Annotated in this window: 9 protein-coding genes; 1 reads left to right on the top strand and 8 read right to left on the bottom strand. The window is 42.4% G+C overall.

What is annotated here, in order from left to right; all coding sequences use genetic code 11:
• Window positions 1-14: 14 nt before the first annotated feature.
• The gene (locus ACKWCF_RS13720; RefSeq protein WP_409478166.1) at window positions 15-869 is read left to right on the top strand and encodes a hypothetical protein; all 855 of its coding nucleotides are present in this window, start codon (window positions 15-17) and stop codon (window positions 867-869) included.
• An 8-nt stretch (window positions 870-877) separates the two neighbouring features.
• On the opposite strand, the gene ACKWCF_RS13725 is transcribed toward ACKWCF_RS13720, so the two are convergent.
• From ACKWCF_RS13725 to ACKWCF_RS13760, 8 genes are all read right to left on the bottom strand, one after another.
• Window positions 878-2902, bottom strand: coding sequence for a hypothetical protein (locus ACKWCF_RS13725; protein WP_409478167.1), 2025 nt, complete (start codon window positions 2900-2902; stop codon window positions 878-880).
• Window positions 2902-4140 carry a hypothetical protein gene (locus tag ACKWCF_RS13730; RefSeq protein WP_409478168.1) on the bottom strand — a complete coding sequence of 413 codons (1239 nt, stop codon included), beginning with the start codon at window positions 4138-4140 and terminating at the stop codon, window positions 2902-2904. Before ACKWCF_RS13730 ends, ACKWCF_RS13725 begins: the two co-directional genes overlap by 1 nt.
• 32 nt (window positions 4141-4172) lie before the next feature.
• Entirely contained in the window at window positions 4173-7691 is a 3519-nt protein-coding gene (locus ACKWCF_RS13735) for a hypothetical protein (RefSeq protein WP_409478169.1), read from the bottom strand.
• A 2-nt stretch (window positions 7692-7693) separates the two neighbouring features.
• Window positions 7694-9514, bottom strand: a complete 1821-nt coding sequence (locus ACKWCF_RS13740; RefSeq protein WP_409478170.1) for a hypothetical protein — start codon at window positions 9512-9514, stop codon at window positions 7694-7696.
• 1 nt (window position 9515) lies between these two features.
• The gene (locus ACKWCF_RS13745; protein WP_409478171.1) at window positions 9516-11417 is read right to left on the bottom strand and encodes a hypothetical protein; all 1902 of its coding nucleotides are present in this window, start codon (window positions 11415-11417) and stop codon (window positions 9516-9518) included.
• Window positions 11410-12546, bottom strand: a complete 1137-nt coding sequence (locus ACKWCF_RS13750) for a flagellar motor protein MotB (protein WP_409478172.1) — start codon at window positions 12544-12546, stop codon at window positions 11410-11412. Before ACKWCF_RS13750 ends, ACKWCF_RS13745 begins: the two co-directional genes overlap by 8 nt.
• 2 nt (window positions 12547-12548) lie before the next feature.
• Window positions 12549-13394, bottom strand: coding sequence for a motility protein A (locus ACKWCF_RS13755; RefSeq protein ID WP_409478173.1), 846 nt, complete (start codon window positions 13392-13394; stop codon window positions 12549-12551).
• A 194-nt stretch (window positions 13395-13588) separates the two neighbouring features.
• Window positions 13589-20434 carry a tail fiber domain-containing protein gene (locus ACKWCF_RS13760; RefSeq protein WP_409478174.1) on the bottom strand — a complete coding sequence of 2282 codons (6846 nt, stop codon included), beginning with the start codon at window positions 20432-20434 and terminating at the stop codon, window positions 13589-13591.
• Window positions 20435-20527 lie beyond the last annotated feature (93 nt).

Below are 20527 nucleotides of genomic sequence, written 5' to 3' on the forward strand. Positions count from 1 at the left end.
TACTAAAAAGGCTGATGAGAAACTCTGCCTCTGCCTTTGCTTTTATTTTTACTTTATTATTCGTGCTTTCTTACAAAGCCGAAGCTTTTAAAGTTTTAGAAATTCGTAACAACAGAATTCTCGTTGATCTTGAAGGCGCTGTTTTAGAACGTGGTGATTACCTAATCACTCTTCCCGGTGCTGAATACCAAGGCCGTGCAATCACTATTCAAATTCGCCCAGGGCAAGCTGTGGCTAAACTTCAAGATGGTAACTTCACTGTTGGCGAGCGTGTGAAACGTATTTTAGGCGATCCTTCATTTAAAGAAGAAGCGATTAAAATTTCTGTTCACACTAAACTTTTAAATAACGGTATTTCGATTAAACAAAAAGATGCGACATTTCCAACACCGAACGAAGAAACCGTCAGCATGACCGGCAGTAGCGTTGGTTTTATGGGTGTGATCGATTGGCCGACAGATTGGTTTTTACTGCGTGGCTCTTTGGGTTTAGAGCCTGTCGAAGTCGAAGGAACAGCGAAATACAATTCTTGTTCTAGTAAAACATCAACAGCCTGTAACGTGAATATTAACTATATCGCAGCTTCAGCAGCGATTCGTTACGACTACTACCGCAATAGCCGTTTAGTGCTTTGGGCTGCAGCGGGTTCGGCCATTAAATTTCCGCTGAATAAAGAATCTACGTCGTTAAATAAAGGCGCTATCGGTATTGCCAATTCAATTTTGGTGGCGACAGGTGCTGATTATTTAATTATGAAAAATTATTTCATTCCGGTGGGTTTTGAATACCACTACTCTTTAAACTACTCTGAAAAAGTGCCGGTGATTACGCAGATGGCGTTACATGCCGGCATTGGTATGGAATTTTAATTTGATTCTTACGGAGTCAGAGTTACGTACGTGTAAACACGGCCATTTAATAAATCGACATAACGGATAGTACCGCTATCGATAAAATAAATTCTTTCACTCATGCCGATGAAAGTATCCCAAAGATTAATATCACAATTTGTACGAGATGTTCCATCAGCACAAAGAGCTACCGGGTAATCGTCAGCCCCTTTACCTAACACTGTTTGCCAAGTTGTTCCGTTATGGCGCTTCACGTAGCCTTCATAACGATTCATCGAATATAAAGTATTCGTACGCGATACGAACATATAGTTATTACTGAATGAACCCGGCAATACGACGTTCGTGCTTGCAGCTACGCCGTCAGCATCAAACATCGCCAATGATTGTTGCGCGCAAGTCGTATCATCATCACATAGACGGGCGTAGATATTCGCGATCTCTTTGTTTGTAGAATCATAAGTGACCGCCATACCACCGTACGGCCATAGTTGATCTACCGCTTGTGATGGATCACCATTAATACCTGTTCCTGAAAGTCTGATAGATACGATTTTTGTATCGCGATCTGGACGGTACACACGCAATCTAAAACGGTCTGATTCATCAGCAATCACTGAATTATCTAACTCTTTTAATGGATCTTCTGAGTTAAAAACAATCCAGTTATTTGGTAAAACCTGGAAAGTTCCGTAATACAATAAATTATCATGATAATCGATTTGTAAATCAGTCGCTGACTTCACTGTTTCAAAAGAATCTGTACCACCACCCACGATAGTTTCAATCGTTTGCGAAGCTGGAGCTTCATTTAAATTAATTCGGCGAATACGATCATAGTCAAAAATAATTAAGTTTTCTTCTCTGTCTAAGGCAATACGTAATGGCTGTTTCACCGAAGCTGTGGCTAACAAACCATCGGCAATTGTTGGCGCTAACGCCACGATCACAGTTTGTGTTGCCGTGATTGGATCAACTTTGACGATACCGCGCACTTTATCACGTAAGTAAATAACGCCGGCCGAATTTACAACGAACATTTGTGGATCAAGTAATGAACTGTCTGAATCTGGTGAATCTGATTTATCTAAAACAGTGGCGCTATTCACCGTCACGTTACTTGAAACAACTCCACCCGTCACAGTCGCACTCGTGCAATTAGAACCACCGCATGAACGGTCGAAATAATCTGTGATATCCGTGCCTGTTACTCCCACTGGAGAAGAGGCCACTAATGTTAACTCTGTCTGATTGTGAGCGTAATCGCGTGCCCATAACGTCGCCGTCATGCTTGTTAAAGCCGTGTAACCAAAGAAGAAAGGAATACTTACACCTGAAATCGATGTTTGATAAGCTGAACCTGTTAAACTGTTTACATTTAACCAGCATGAATCAGTTTCTGTCGGCACAGTTGTGACAATATATTTTAAACAAATATCTTTGATCGGAGATAAAGAAAAAGTATCTGAGATATTTGGAAGAGAGATTGATGAAAAACCTGTGCTTGAAGTGCTGGCGTAAGCAAAGTTCATTCCCCAGACAACCGGGGCACAAGAATCAACCGTGAATAAACCAGGAGTCACCCACACTGTCGGAAAAGCATCCGGACGACCACGTGTTGTTACACGAATTTTATAGCTACCGCCATCACTGGCTGGACTTACAACTGAACAATCCATTTCACGTGGCACTGACCAGTTAAAAACAGTTTCTTGGCCAGAGTACGTAGCAAAATCATCACCGTCTTGTCCTGTTGATGATTCAGCTGTTGTCCATGTTAGACCCGCATCACGGCTGTATTCAATCGTGCTTGAGTTTGTATCTAATGTCGGATCAGTAATGATCATGTGAATTTGATAAAGGGCTCCACCTTTCACATATTCATTACCATGTAATGATTCAATCACTACTTCTGGTGATTCACCATTCAATGGCGGATTTTCAGAAGCCGGAGTAACCGGATCTGTAATCGTGGCTTCACAACCGGCGATCATCATCGTTCCGGCTAACAGCACACTTAAATAAATGAAAAGTTTTTTAGCCCTTAGCATTAAAACCCTACCACCAATTGTATTTCGGTCGTTTTAAATTCGCGGCTTAGTCCAGTCTCATTTTCAGCTTTATAGTTTTCACTGTTATAACCAAGACCTACCCACAGTGGTTTTTTATTAAACATTAATTGATAACGATATTCTAAACCAATTTCCATGTGGGATTTGATCACTTCAGACATCATCCCGATCATGTTCACTTTTGCAATCACACGGTTTTTTGCATCAAATAGGTAATCTGCATAAACACCATAACCTGCTTGGTTTGATGTTAATTTCGCCGTTGATGATTTTTGCTGAACTGTTAAACCAGAAAATAAAGCGCGTAATCCAAGATCAAGTTGGTTTTTATAATCGTAGTGAATGCCAACAAGCGCATTGTAATATAATAAATCAACTGATTCGTCTTTTTTACCTGTGGCAAAACTTGTTTTAAATTCGCCACCCCACTTTAAAAAGCCCATAACTTTCGGACTTAAAACAGCATACTTAAATGAATACTTGCTGTCTTCGGCCGTCACCGGATCAGCAGTATAAGTTAAATCAATTTTACCTAAATAAAGTGACTGCTGGAATTCGCTAGCTTGTTTTTGCTTTTGCTTTTCCATAGCTTCTTTTTTAGCTAAATCGATATTTTTTGGAGTCACTAATGTGATAACGTATTCTTGCTCACCGTTACGCATTGAAATTGTACCGATTGGACCACCTTGAGGTGAAGTGGCTGGTAAGTTATAACTTCTCCACGGCTCACCTTTACCTGCGACTTCGAATAATGTTGAATCCATCCATTCAACTTGCGCTGGAGCACTTAAAGTGATGTTTAAAGTTTTTTGCGTATTATCACAAGAAACAGCTAATGGAAAATTTAAAGGTTTTTTCGGATCTTGCAATTGCACGCGCACTGAGTTTTTACCGCAGCGCTCGCCCACTACGTTCTTCGCTAATGGAATCCATTTCGCGGTGATTTTTTTCTCGGTGCCTAAATTTGTTGTGTATGTCATGGTGTCGTCGTAATTTGAAAGATACCAAATTGTTTTTTCGCCCACTTGGCCTGTTGTTCCGTTTTCAGTGATAATTTCTGAACCACTAGCCGCATCAGGCACTTCGATAGTTACACCGTATTGGCGAAAGCCTTCAGTGTTTGTGAAAAACTCTTCTTTTGCAGGCCATGCGATAACCTGACCTTTTTCGTCGGTCATCTTAACTTCGGCTTTAACTAGTGATGATAGCATCATCATAAACATTATTCCTGCAAAAAAAGTTCTCATCATCATGGACATATCCCAGTTGTCGTAACACAGTATTTACCTACGCCAGACAAACCATTTTGCCTGAACGGGAAATACACTTGCTGCTTATTATAATCCCAAGAAATTGATAATCCGTCACAAGTAAAAAACTTCGTACCCGTACTACTAGTCGGAAGTGGTAAGTTAGTTTCAGTACCTGTTGTTAAATTCTTTTTGTTTAAAGTACCATCTGTTGCGCAGTAATAAAGTTCGTACTGGCTAGAGGCATTTTGTTTGTAGTTAAACGCACGAATGCCTTTAGCTGTGGTTGTCCATAACGAAGTTACACCACCACCGATAATTTGGTCAGAGCCGTTACGCAATAATGGTGCTTTGATAACTCTATTATTATTTAAATTCACCATAAGAAGAGCACGTTCTTCTTTTAAATAAATTGAAGATGTTGTTTGGTTACCCCACATCGGCATTTGAATGCTATCGCTGATGTCGACACCTTCTTCGATTGTGGCCGTGCCAACACAAGTTGGATTTGTCGAAGCTCCCATAAATTTTCTAACCGTACCACTTGTTGACGTGAAAATTTTTGCATGCGGGTCAACATGACATTGACCGTTCCAGCGTTGTGTCCAAGCCACTAAATAAGCTTGCGAAGTTCCGTTTTCAACAGCGTATGTAGGAATTGTGCTTCCGTCTGGAATCATAATTCCGTGTAACACTAACGGATAACCATTCATCGAAATATTACGACCTTCGACTCCATTAGCTGATGAACTTAAGAAAGCTGTGCCACCGGCCCCTAGAACAAGCTTCCATTTGCCGGCTTTACCTGTAGCAATATCTCTTTCGTATTTTACGACGATTCCGTTACGAGTTAATGACGCGTAGAAAGTACCATCGCGCGGGTCAACTTGCACACCTTGAATACCGCCCCAGAATTCATTGGCAAATGAAGACGCCGACGCAGCATTAATCGAATAACGATTCACCGATGGCGCTTCAAATGAAACGGCCTCATCTGTGTAATTACCGGCAAGACGATTAATTTGCCCCGAAGATCCTTGGGTGATTTCGCGCACATTAAATTCTTTATTATCGGCAGCGATAACGGTATCGCTGGTTCCCCAAACGCCCATGTAGTTTACGCCGTTCATACGCGCCGCTAATGGAGAGGCTCCATCACCGGCTGATTTTCTTTCGCCGAATAATGTTTTTAATTTTCCATCCGGTAAAATGACTCGGATTTGTCCGGCATCATTGAAATAAACTGTGTTTGTTCCATCAACGAAAGCATCAATACCTGAGATTAAACAGCTTGAAGCTGTTCCACCGTCAGCACAATAGCCTTGGGTTTGTCCACCAACCACGGTGTTCCATTGATTTGTAGCAACGTTATATTTACCTAACTTAAATGGGTAATGGGCACCTAACCAATAGATCGCACCACGGCGTGCAGCGAACATTTGTGTTTCCCAATACGCATAATTTGGCGCATGTGTTCCGTAACCTGCAGCCACACCATTACGCGCATTGAAGTTTGCGACATAGTGGCCACAACCGCCAGGTACCGGATAACAAATATATGATGTTAAAAATTCTGGCTGCGAAGTACGGTAGTTAAACGATAAAGCAATCGTACGCACATAATCCGTTGAGTAAACATACTCTGGATCGCCGTATCGACCTTTACCGGATAATTTCATAAAATATACTTTGTCTTCAGCAGCTTTATAAATACCCATCATGTAATCGTAAACCTGAGCTGTCGGGCTTCCGATCGTAAACCAAATATTTCCGTTCGGTAAAACCTGGAATAACGAGTACATATTCATTGTTGTGCTAAACTTTAAACTTTTTGCAGCAACGGCTTTTGTATACGTATTAACAGTACCGCCACCGATAATTGTATTAATTGTTCCGTCAGCTTCAACACGACGGATACGGTCACCATCAAAAATCAATAAGCGGTCTTGATAATCGACTGTAATTTTACCATTACCAATTGTTGTAGCATTGGCTACGTTGCCACCATCACCCGTTTTTGTACTGCCTTTTTTAACGAAAACTTTTTGCACGCCATCGACCGGATCAACCATTAAAATACCACGTGAAGAATCTAAGAAATAAACTTTACCTTTTGATGAAACAGCTAAAGTACCGAAATCACCGGGAACGTCAGCGGCGCGCACTTGTGATAAGAAAATCGCTTTATTCGCACTGCCGTTAATACCTAAATCAGTATTACCTGCAACGATTGAAAACTTCTCTGTGTTCAAGGCCGGAGTAGCTGATAAAGACACTAAGCCTGATTGGTCTTTAACTTTAATTTGAATTTTAAAATAACCTGAGCTTGGAGCTGAAATTTTACGGCAACCTGTATAGTTACCATCTGTTGTACAGCCCACTTTAGAGTTCGTGATATCTTGCATACCCGGAACTTCATAGAAAGTTTCTTCATCTAATGTGTAATATAAACTGATCGGTGCTGTTGTTAAGTCAGTGTCGGTCACTTTCCAACGCACATACACATCTTGATTAGCCACAAAAGTTGTTTCAGCTTTTGTTGGCGATAACGATGAGGAGTTATTTGTAGACGCGATCATATTAGTGATCGTCGGAGCCACTGCTGGATTGTACGCAATAGTAACCTGATCTTTATTTTCTTGGCCTGTACCTGCTGTTAAACCAGAAATATTACCGGCATAGTCCATCGCCCAAACACTGATTTTATAAGTGTTTTGTACGAAACCAACGAAAGTAGAAATATCATCTTTGATTAATTCTTTTGAAGCTTCGTCTTCCATATCTTGCCAGCAAGAATCGTCTTCAGCTGGAGGATTAAGATCAAAAGCTTTTACGCATAAGAATTTAACTACGGTTGTTGTATCTGAAACAGCAATGCTGGTTTCAAAGAAACTGCGATTCACTACTTTAGCGACTGTGGGATCACTGACACTACCCACACTGACAACGCCTAATGCTCCCGGCGTTAAGCCGAAGAAATTAATAACTGGTGCAGCCCCATCGACAGTAAATGTGCGCGATGACTGAACAGTAATTGTTTTATTAGCTGCATTTGTAGCTGTGGCTTTAATTAAATAATTTGTACCTTCAGGTTGAATTTGTGGAATCGCCCAGTCGTAAGAACTTTCTGAGCCGGCCGTAGACGGTAAAGCACCGGCCGCAGGTAAAGTTGTCCACGTTGTGCCGCTATTTGCTGAAACTTCTAGTTTTACAGAATATAAACCTGGATCTACTGATTCACCACCCGCCTCAGTTGTACCTGAAACGATTTGGAATTTAATTTTATAAGAAGCATTCGCTTTATAATAAGGCCATGAAGTTTCACGATCACCATCAGTAAAAGTCACAAGGTTTAACCCTGGAACTAAAACCATTGATGGATCCCATTCTTCAAAATTAGAATCTCCTTCTGGAGTTTGTGACTTTTGCACAATAGGATCTGTGATTTCAGCCTGACAGCTGAACAACAGGGATAATAAAAAACAGATCGCTACTATTTTATAAGTGACCTTTTTCATAATTACCTTCCTATACACCTAACCGCATAACTGAAACTACGTTCATCTTTGCTGCGTGTGCCGGTTGTCGGATCGAATAACCATGCTTTTAAACGATCTGTAGAATCAATAGTGGCTGTCCACTCTTGACCAGTGGTATTTGCATTTAGTGCGTCTGGCATAACAAAACGAAGACCATCATGGTTGGCCACCATGTAATCGTAGATTGTTGGAATACGCCAAGAAACTTTCGGAGAAGAAGTACGGTTTAAACCGCCTTTTCCTGAATTATCAATATCTGTATCTGTTGTTGAAAAACCAATCGCATCTTCACAAGCACTGATTGGACTTGCTGTTTGCACTTGGTAGAAAGCATTATCACAAATATCATTCGGATCATCTTCATTGTAGTTACCTGCAATAATATTTGATTCTGTGCTGTTCGAACTTCCAGAAGCTTTACACCAGTTTAATCCCGTTGATACAACTGAACTCCACATTAAACCTGTTGATTGGTCTTGCCATACTTCGCGGCCTTTACCAGAAGATGTACTTCCAGTACGAGTCACTAGTTTCCATTGGCCTTCGCCGTTATGACCTTTCGAAGCGCCATCCCAAGTTGCATTGGCTCCGAAAACCGTAGCACAATCTGCAATTCTGGCTGGGATTGTCGCTTGGGCTGTACCGCAAGTTGTTGCAGCCCAACCCGTACGATCAACTAATGTAACTTGCGTTGTTAAGTTATAAGCATCATCACTTGAACCAATTTTTGGAACCGGACGATATTCAGACGGTAAAGCTGTACCTGAAACCGCTGAGTATGTTGTTGTTTCATCGGCGTAAGAAATTTGATTTACTGTTGAAGATGTTGCGCGAGACATACCGGATCCCCAAGCTGTAAGAACGCCTGTGAATGAACCCGCAATACCGAAAATCGTTTCACCGATACGGATGTTCGCCGCTTTTAAATTTGTATCAACAACATTTTTCGCTGAATCGAACCAGCAGCTACCTACGTTATTCGAAGTACAAAGAACGTTTCTTCCGCCGTATTCAGTTGTATAAACGTATTTAGGAGGAGAAATCACGCACGAAGCCCCGTTGTAACCATCGTTACACGCCAGAGCGCTGCGGATATAGGTGTTTGCTTGATTTGTCCAACACTCGGCTCCATTTGGTGGGCCATCAATAGTACAAGTGGCTGAACGACCACCGTAAGGAGACGTGTACCAATATTTTGTAGCCGCAACAACGCAGGCTGTATTAATGATACCTTCAACCGTACAATTAGCTACAGTCACACCATCAGTTACAATGTATTTACCCGTTGTTGGTAACCAGCACGGCGCACTTAAGATAGTTTCTTCAACACAGATACTGCCTCTTCCGCCGTAAGCGTCTTCGTAAACAAATTGTCCCGTTTCAGCTTTACAAGAGTTAAGAATTTTACCTTCACTGTCGGTTTGACCACCGGCCGTACATAACGGGAATACTGAACCCACTAAGTCACCAGTCACTCCGAAGATCGTTGTGCCATCGGCAATATTTGTTGAAAGTAAATCTGAATCATTCACAGCTGACGTGTTACCATCGTACCAACCGGCCGGAAAATTATTAGTTAATGAACCATTCGCTGTTGTCTGGTTCGCACCATTTGTTGAACGGCCACCATAGGCCGAACTATAAACGAAATGATTTTCCATCACGACACACGGATCTGATGTTGTCGCTACGTTTTCATCACACTCCGTCATGTCAACTAAAGACGACTCATCGATCTGGAATTTTGAACATCCGACTGAAAAAATAAATGCTGTAGTTAAAAGTAATAGATTAAATCTCATATTACCTTCCCACACATCTAAAAGCTGAAGTTAATGTACGCGCTTTTGTCGAGTGCACACCTTGGGCTCCGTTATAAACCCAGGCACGCGAACGAATTGAAGAAGAAATTGTAGCTGTCCATTCATCTAAGTTTCCGTTGGCTCCAAGATCTGGAAGCACGAAACGCATGCCATTGGCATCAGCCACTTCGTAATCATATAAAGTTGGTAAACGCCAAGCGACTTTTGGAGCCGTCACTGCGCCCGCTAAGTCCATTCCTACTTTACCTAAATTGTCGATGGTAGCATCTGTTGTTGTGAAACCTGTGCCTTCAAAACAACCGCTGATCGCTGTTGTTTGATTCTGATAAGTTCCATTATCGCAAATACTTGAAGGGTCAGATTCTTTGATTGAAGCTGAAACATTTGTAGCATTACTGCTACCAGCCGCTTTACACCAGTTCGTGGCTGTACCGATGATTGAACTCCATAACATACCTGTGCGTTCATCACGCCATACTTCGCGGCCTTTACTGCCCGATTTATTTGTCGAGCGGCTGACTAGCTTCCAAATACCTTGACCGGCATTACCACTAACCGCTCCGTTCCAAAGCGCATTACCACCAAATACGCTACTACAATCAGTGATGCGATCAAGAATAGTCGCTTGAGTAATTCCACATGAAGTTGTGCCCCAGCCTGTACGGTCAACGGCTTCAACGTTTAAATTTGTTGAAGGATCTAATCCATCATCGTCAGTCGCAATTTTAGGAACTGTTCTATAACCAGCCGGTAAATTTGGTAATGTACCATTGGCCGCATACTGTCCAGCTTCTGCCGCTGAACCGATTTGTGGTGTATCAATATTACGATGAGCTCCCGAACCCCAGTCTCCGTTACCAGAGAAAGTTCCTGTAATACCAAAGATTGAAGTATTATTACGAATTTTATCAGCTACTAAGTTTGGCTCTAAAATTTGTTTTGTTGAAGCTGTTACAAAACAGCTTCCATTCACATCATTTGTACAATTTGCCGAACGGCCACCGTATTCAGCCGCATAAACATAACGGCCCGGTTGTGTATCACAAGCTCCATTATTCAAAGCATTGTCTGTACATGCATTACTACCATCAGCTGATGACACGATATAACCTGTTTCGTCTAACCAACAAGGTTGTGCATTAAAACCTAAAGTACATAGTAATGAACGGCCACCGTACGCTTGGTTATACCAGTACGTTGCTGCAATACCACGACAAGCCGCTGATTGTTGACCTGTAACTGCACAGTCTGCTTCTGAACCACCACCTGTTGGTAATGTAGAAGTAATTCTGTAGCCGTTAGCATCAACCCAACATGCTTGTGTATTTGTTGTCGCTTGGCCCACGTTTGTACAATCAAATGAACGACCACCGTAAGCCGCTGTATAAAAATAATCATCGCGCGCTGCCGAACAATCGACAGAACGAACACCACCGCCAGCTAGCAAAATACAAGCAGCTTCGGCAGCAGTCACAATTGTTCCTGTAGAACCGAATAAAACAATCGCATCCTTAATGTTTGCTGGAACGATATTTGAATCTGAGAAATTAACAGTACCACCAGCTGCGTACCAACCCGTCGGGATAAGTACACTCGCCACACCGTTAGCCGCATTAATCACATTTGATGAAGCTGTATAACGACCACCGTATTGATCGTCGTAGATGTAACGACCTGCTGTGCTATTAAGGCAAAGTTTAGTCGTTGCCGTTGCAGAATTGACAATAGAATCACAACTTAACATTGTTTCAGCCAAGGACGGTTCTTCATCAGACGATGAATTCGAACAGCCCGTAGCCACCACCAATAAAAGGCACGCGGCAGAAACTTTTAATTTCTGCCAGATTGGTGATTTGAATGAAAAAGTGATTTTATTACTCAAGTGTTATCTTGCCCTTTTCATCTACGCTAAAACGTACTTCTTTAACTTTGTCTGTTTTTGATAAAGTAATTTTCGGAAGTTTCACATTCTCAGTGACTGTGATAAGACTTGTTTGAATTTCAGCCGGAGCCTCATTACCGTTTGAGTTGTATAAAGTGACTTTCACTTTGTACTGACCCGGTTGTAATTTTGGCGTCTTCCACATTTCTAGGCCAGGACCATAACGGCTATCGATTTCGAATTGACCGTCAATACCGCCGTAGCTTTTCTTTTTAAAATTGAATTTTTTATTGTTGGTATCCACGATCTCTAAATCGATATCGTGTTTTTCAGTCGCCCATGTTGTGCTGATCATTAAGAAGTTATTAGGGTTTTCAACAACCTTTTTATCTTCTTTAGGAACCATGTCTTTCATTTTCTCAACAAGCTCTTTTTGTTTTTGCTGAGTTTTCTCTAATTCTTCTTTGATCTTTTTATTTTCTAAAGTCACCGACTGAATAACTGTGTTTTGTTCTTGAACTGAAGCGATTTGGCGCTTTTGTTCTTCGACTTTAGCCGTTTGTTGCTTCTCGATAGTTTGCTGTTCTTCCATGCGTTTTTCAAGCTCGGCAATTTTAACTTCTAACTGTTTCTTTTCAGTTTCAGTTACAGTTAAGTCTTTCTTCTTCTCAATTTCTTCTTGAGATTTTTGAAGATCTTTAGCCATCTTTTTATTTTTATCTAACAGTTTTTCAATCATCTCGTCAGGAGAAGCTTTTTCTAATTCAACGGCACTGATTGCACCACCGAAAGCTTCTTCAGAGATTTTTTTCATTTGCTCTTCCATCTGACCTTTTGAAGTCGTAGAAGACATTGTGTATAACAGAACGAATAGACCGAATAATAAAGTCATCATGTCGGCGTAAGAAACCAGCCATCCCATTTCTGTGCCGTGGCTGCCGCCCGCACCATGACCGCCACCTGCGTGACCTGCACCAAAGTGAACATCGTCATGACCGTCGTGACCATGGCCACCACCTTCGTGCACTTCAAGCTTTGGCTTTGGATCAAATTCAAAACCTGAAGCCGTGTCAGCCTCGGCTACGATTTGATCCTGTTCGTCTAAAGGTTTGTTATCATCGTAATTCATAATTAAGCTGCTTTATCCTGTTGGCCTTTTTTACCTTTAGCTTTGTACACAGGAATAGCCCCACCGTTGGCCAATTGTTTAAATTTAGATTTAAGCGCGATACGTTGAGGAGCTGATAAACGGGAAACAACTGTTTCTGTCACAACTTTTTCTGGGTGACCTTTTTTAATTAAGATCACAGCTTCAACGATCATGTTACGGATATACATTTCATCTTCAGCCGCTTTAGTTGCCGAATCTGATAATGGGAGAAAAATAAAGTTATTTAAAAAGATACCCCAAAGAGTGGCTGTTAAGGCAACGGCCATGGCGCTACCGATTGTTTCGATACCACCTTTACCAAGACCCATCATCATTTGGATCATACCTGAAGAGGCTCCAAGAAGACCTAAGTGGGGAGGATACTTCGCGATGTTATTTAAAACTTTTGCATCTTCGAAATATTTTCTGGCGACCGCTTCACGGCGCGCATTTAAGATATGAGTTACATCGGATGCAGAGATATCGCCCTCATTTAAAATTCTAAACGAGTCATTCACGAAGGGGTGGTTCGATGAATTTTGATACCAACTTCCGTTATACCAATTTTTAACCGTCACAAGTAAATCTTCGATCATCGCGGTTTCTTTTTTTGTTTTCTTAAAAAAGAAACCATTCTTCACGAAGTTCCAAACTTCTGAGATTTTTTCCATTGAGTATGAAAATAATGTGATCGCTACTGTTCCGCCCATTACTAAAATAATGGCATGGCTATTGAGTAACATGCTTGGTGCACTTAAACCGTGAACGATACCGAAATAAACGACGGTAGCACACGCAATTACGCCGATAAAAACCGATGAATTCATAGAGTTCTCCCCATATGTCTTATCGGAGTTATCTCAATTTAATAAACCGACCAAAGTTGGTTATATTGTAGACAGTCTTTTTTTTGCTCCGCGAAAGTGAGTTCCCGAACCGAGACAACAGGACTAACTTATTTTTTATTTAATAACTAAGGTATTGAATCTGGGCCTTGGTACCAGCCAACCAAGTCTGGCTCTTACTTTGAATTTAGAGCCTTTTCGATTTTTTCAAGACGTAATTTCATTTCTTGCAGTTCTTTTTCTTTAGCTGCATTTTCAGATTCTAGTTTTTGAATTTTTGCATTCGCCATATCTAAAGCTTGTTGATCGGCTTTAGATGCGATCGTGCGAGCTTGTTCAACCTGCTGCGCTTCAACGCCTAAAATACGATGATAAAGCGATTTCACGGCTTCGATTAATGGCGCCACTAGCTTTGAATACGCAACCGATTTGTAACCAGTTTTTGGCGTTGTTACCGCTTCTGGAAAAACTTTTTCGACTTCTTGGGCGATCACACCGATGTCGTGTGTTTCATCGTGCTTCGTCGGCGCTTTTACATCTTTACGCCAATCAAATTCCACACCACGCAGTTGTAAAATTTTATCGACTGAATTTTCAATCGGTTTAATATTTTCTTTTAAGCGTTTATCTGAACTTGTATTCCACGCTGTCGCAAGCGCTGCACCATTCACATGTAAAAGCGCTGTTGGATTGGTTAATCCAATACCAACATTGCCATTTGATAGAATGTGCATACCGCTCGACGACGCCCACGGAGATGCACCGAACGCTAAGTAAATTGATGTTTGCGTAGATCCCGACCCAAGAAGACCGATCCCTGCTAATCCATTGGCCGTCGCATTTGAACTTCCGTCTGGAGTATAGTGTAGCCCGCGCGCCCAACCGCCGCCGACGACCGGTCTTTGCATGATAATTTCGCCACCTTTTGTGGAAATGCCACCATTCACTTCAAGCGCTGTTAAAGGTGATGTAACACCAATACCCACTGCGCCACCTGAAGCAATTGTAAATTGGCGCACTCCAGCTCCGAAAGTACCTGTGAAAATTCCAAAACTTCCATCTAATTCATGAGTTAAATGATGATTCGATGTTCCGCCGTTATCACCTAACATAACTGCGCCGTAATTCGCAGCGCTACGAACATGAAGAGTTGTGGCTGGTGTTCCGGTGCCGATACCCACCGCGCCACCAGAAGCAATCGTCATACGGGTCGCCTGGTTTACGCGAAAGCTCATACTGTCTGTTAAATGTGAATACGCAACTCCACCTGGATCACGGCTTTGCGGATCAGAGAAATAAATCGCCGCAGAATTGCTCGCTGGCGTCGTTATTTGAATAACTCCGTTACCTGTACTCATAACAGCTAATTTGTCTGTGGCCGCTATGTACGGAGCTGAAACAGTTCCTCCGGTGTCGTCTACCGTTAACATCACAGAAGGTGTTGTTGTACCGATACCGACATTTCCTGCAGACGTTACAGCAAGCATAGCATTCGCAACATATTCAGGCTGCGTTGTATGGCGTCCAATGGTAAACATATCAGTAGCGCCACCGTTGCTATACGGAACACCCGCCCACCATTGCGCGCCACCAGTATTACTATCTAACATGCGCACACCAGCACCGCGCGGATTATCATAACGATCTAGTTTTACTTCGGCGCGTGTTGATGTAGCACCACTCATACCTTTAATTAAGATATTCGCTTGGCCTGTCGTGTTTTCGATGTGAACTTTTTCAGATGGAGCCGATGTGCCGACACCAACATTTCCTAAACCAGTAACTAAAAATTTTGAAATGTTATTGTGAACAACATTCAACAGATAACTTGTGTTCGTGTTAAAACCCAAATTATCTTTTTGCATCACGTAAATACCAGATCCGATAGAACCCGCATCTGTACCACCGATAAATGCTGCTGTTTCGCTTGAAATACCATTGAAATTTTTTGTGGCGATAAATTTGTAAGTTCCCACAGTGCCAGAACCTACTGCAAGACCACCACCCATAACTAAATTTAAATTTTGTGTGCCAGACCATGTTCCCGTGCGATCTGTCGTATTTCCTAATCTTAAAGTATTGTCTGATCCGGAGTTTGTCGCAGGTCCAATCGCCCAATAATCAGTATTAGCCCAGTTACCAACTAACTGACCTTGACCAGCTGTACTCCTGTAACTTGCTAAATAGATGTTGTAATTTGCAGGTTGCGATCCTGACGGTCCCACTTGTAGTAAAGCGTTTGGCGTCGTATTTCCGATCCCCACATAACCATTCGAGTGAATACGCATAATTTCTTGGTACGAACCGGTGCCTGAAACTGTTGTACCGAATTTCATCGAAGTGCCTTTTGCGCCTCCTGTGAAATTTTGTTCGGCAGAGACAGCGATATAGGCACTTGAACTAGTCATACCTGATCCATCATGACCGCGGAAGTACACACCGCCCAGAGCGTCACCAGATAAAACGGCGGTTGGCGCGGAAATTGTTCCGCGTGATCGCGCTAAAATAAGATTGGCATCATCATACTGACTGTTTGAAGCATGATATAAACGTTGAGTTATTGTACCGGCAGTTTGCACATCTAAAGGAAAGCTCGGACTTGTTGTACCGATACCTAACCCATTATTTGTAACACGCATTTTTTCAGCGTTGTTGCTATAAAATGCTAAAACACCATTCGCCGAACCAGTTCCCGGCGAGAAAATACCCGTATCACCGTCTGAACCAAACGCGTAACCTACAGTAGAACTATCAGCCGCATCAGGAGCACCTTGATTGGCACGATAGCCCGTTCCTTTAATCACCGCTGAGCCACTGATAATACCACCAACATTTAAAGCTCCGGCAATACCTGCTCCACCGTTCACGATCAAGGCTCCCGTTGTTGAATTTGTTGAAGCCACCGTTGATGAAACAACAACTGAGTTTCCAGCTGCTGGCCATAAGGTAATTCCAGATGTTGAAGACACAACCGAAGTATTATTTAACACTCCGCCCGTTGAAGCTGTCGCAATCATACGGCGAACATTAGAATTATCAGTGATGTAATAATCAGTGCCATCGTATTCAATCGCACCGGCTTGTGGTGTTGTTAACAATGTACCTAATGTTAATTTCACTGGCGCCACTGATGACGTACCTGCTGTGATATGTAATCTTGCTGTTGGCGCTGTTGTTGAGCCGATATACACGCGACCTGTGTTGGTTACACGGAAAGTGGCTGAGGCCCCTAAATCAGTTCCGGTTCCAACACCAAAATCCGTTGTACCTGTAATCTGACCGGCGTACACGCTACCTAAAGTATTTTTATATTCTATCAGGGTGTTTTGATTATTTTGACGTTCAAGAGTCATAATCACAGCACTGTTATCTGAAACATGTAAGCGTGAAGCAGGCGCTGAAGTTACAAGACCTACACCGATATTTCCGTACGGTACAAGTAAACTACCATCATGAAGTCTAACGTTTAAAGTACGATTTTGATTACCAACGATTTGTAATGTTGCAGAGCCGCTATTAGCACCGCCATCTAAAGTTAACCATGGGTCACCGTTACCAAAAGCGTTCGCCGCATTTACAGTATCGGTCATCATATTAATTCTGACTGAACGTGATGTTGAATTATCAGTACTACTTATACTAGAAATTCCACCATCAACTTCTAAACGCTGGCTCGGCACGCTTGTACCGATACCAACGTAACCATTATTAAGAATATTCATTCTTTCTTGATACGTGCCACCGGTTCTTGTTCTGAAAATTAATGAACCTAAATTATTATTGGCTGCACTCATCATAAAAGCGTTGCGATAAGCTGATGTGGCGTAAGTCGAACCAAATACAGAAATACCACCCATGAATGTAGCGCCTTCATAAGCATTCCATTCACCGTAAGCGTTTGTATCTGTCCACGAAGTGCGAACAACCGCGCGACTTGTACCCGAAGCCGCATGCACGTGTAATAATTCTGCCGGGGCACTCGTACCAAGTCCCATTCGACCTTGGCCATTAAAAACTAAACCAATGGTATCAACCGTGGCTGAGTTCGAGGCCGAATAGCGAATCGCAAAAGCATCGTCTGATTGATTATTTCTTAAATCAACCGCAATCGAAGCGTTCATCGGACCTTGAATGTAAGCTCCGTTTGAAGTTGAAGCTCCTGGATTTAAAGACCCGTAATTCATATTACCGATTTCAACACTGCTCGAAGCCCCAGCTGAAGGAGCAACACGCAACGAACCAACTATATCCATAGCCACGGCGGGTGCACTTGTACCAACACCGACATTACCCAAGTTATAAAAAATATTTGCACCACTTGTAGTCCATTGAGATGAAGTCATTGCGGCCAACGATGCGGTCACTGAGTTCTGCAAACTCGACACTGTACTTGAAACTGAATTCACAGCGGCAGAAACAGAACCGACGGTTGAAGTCAGGGTGGTTAAGCTCGCTCCATCAGCCGGAGTGTATCCAAGTGTCGCAGCAATCGCTGCACTTGTGGCCGATTGTTTATTTGAGAAAGTTAAATAATCACTATAAGAAATTACACCAGCTGTAGTTGTCGCCACAGAAGCGTATGGAAAATTAAATGTGTGAACTGTTCCTGTTGAAGAAACATTTGGCGTTGTGCCTGTTGAACCAAAAGCAAAAGTTTGTGAACCCGATGTTAAACCGTTAATCGCTAAGATTCCGGCTCCGGCAGCGCCGAAAGTTACCCATGTTGATCCGTTACAGTATTCAACAACACCTGCATTATAGCGAATTGTTCCCGCTAATCCGGCTATACAGCTTGAAGTATCGACACCGATACGAATCGCGCCAGAAACATCAAGTTTTGCAGCTGGATTACTTGTTCCAATACCGACATTACCAGCGTTGGTGATTTTCATACGTTCAAGCGATGCACTTGTGCCATTCGTTGAAGTGCTAAATTCAATTTGTGTACCTTGTGAAACCGCTGACCAGTTTTCACTCGCACGCATAATAATATTCACCGGACTTGTTGAAGAAAATCCTGTTCCGGTATCACCACGAGCACCGATAAATAATAGCTTATCACTTTGCAGTGTCGCACTTGCTGAGCCTGCAACTCCACGTGATGATCTTCCAACGAGGGCTGGATTAATACCACTTGTTCCAGAGTAAGTATCAACAAAGACTAAAGTGCCAGGAGCTCCTGTACGAGCAATGTTAAAAGCACCTTCTGGTTGAGCCGTACCTACACCAACAGCACCCGTATTATAATAAATATTTGTTCCACTTGTGACCCATTGCGAACTTGTGATTGCAGCTAATGAGGCTGTTACAGAGTTTTGTAAACTCGCAACTGAACTTGAAACTGAATTTACCGTTGAAGACACATTGGCTACCGTTGACGATACAGAGCCGACAGTTGAAGAAAGAGTTGTTAAACTGACTGAATCAGCTGGTGTGTAACCTAAAGTCGCTATGATCGCTGCGCTTGTAGCCACTTGTTTATTTGAGAAATTTAAATAATCACTGTAAGAAATTACACCCGCTGTAGTTGTAGCCACCGAAGCGTACGGAAAATTAAATGTATGTACTGAGCCTACTGATGAAACGTTTGGCGTTGTACCTGAAGAACCAAATGCAAAAGTTTGTGAACCTGATGCTAAACCGTTGATAGCTAAGATACCTGCACCACTGACTCCGAAGGCGGCCCAAGATGTTCCGTTACAGTATTCAACAACACCGGCGTTATAACGTAATGTTCCGGCGTAACTAGGTGCGCACGCTACACTTTCAGATCCAATGCGAATACCGCCAGAAACTTCAAGCGCAGTTACCGGAGTACTTACCCCGATACCAACACGCCCCGATCCGGTGATCGTCATCAAATCAACAAGTGTTGTACTGCTGGCTGCTGATCTTTGAAAAATAAAACGATCCGTTGTGCCATTCATTTCAAAACTGAATGAAGGTTTCGTGACATCAGTTTGAACGGCTCCTGAAGCGGTTAACAAACGATTCCATTGAAGAAATCCACCGTTAACATTACTACTTAATCTTGTGCGCGCAATATTTGATCCCGTATTACCAACATACAAGTTGCCCGTGATATTTGCACCGTTAGCTAAACCTGCAGGAGCTTCTGGCCAACCGCCCACATCAAAAAGCGTTGACGGCGAAGATGTGCCCACACCGACACGCGAAGTATAATAAATATCGGCACCGATTGTTGACCATTGCGAACTCGTGATCGCTGCAAATGAAGCGGCCACTGAATTTTGTAAACTTGTTACTGTACTCGAAACTGAATACACCGTCGAAGAAACGCTCGCCACTGTTGATGAAACTGAATTTACTGTTGAAGTCACAGTTGTGATACTTGCACCATCGGCTGGTGTGTAACCAAGAGCTGTAATCACCGAACCTGATGTGATTGTTCCGGTTCCGCCCGCCGCAATACAAGAAAACCCTGCGCCGTTAAAGCGCATCGCTTCGCTAGCTCCGCAAGTGGGAAGACTTGCCGTTTGTACAAACTCAGTGATGTCTTTGCCGCTAAACTTTAATGAGTCATTGGCATACATCGCATAAGGCACAGCATTGATTGTCATTGCTGGTAAGGTTTGCCAACCAGTGTTGTCATTAAACTGCATGACGATTTTACGCGTGTCATTCGCTGAGGGAGAATAAGTCGCTGGCCCGCCAGCATCACAAATTAAAGAAGCTACGGTGTTACTGAAAACTTGTTCGAAGTTACTTCCGATGACTGGAAATGTACGTACACCTGTTCCCAGCGCAAAAGAAACTAAGCCTGCGCTTGAGCCCATATTCACGTTAGAAAAAGTTTCAGAATACAAAATACAACTTCCTGCCGGATCTAAAATTGTAAATTTAAAATTAACGGTTGTAGATTCAAGTGGATAACCATCAGGTTTAATAATTTTGGCTTGATACGTTGTGCGTGAAGGACCTGCAAAAACAGAAAGCGTGCTTAACATCATAAACACGAAAATAAAAACACCAAAGCAGTTCAACAGACGTCCCTTTTTCACTCTTAACTTGTCGGAATTTTTGACAATTTTATAAAGATTTAAGTTGTGAAATTACCGACAAATTCAAGGCAGAAGTAGTGACGTTATACAGTT

It is taken from the genome of Pseudobdellovibrio sp. HCB154, assembly GCF_046267985.1.
GTDB lineage: Bacteria > Bdellovibrionota > Bdellovibrionia > Bdellovibrionales > Bdellovibrionaceae > Pseudobdellovibrio.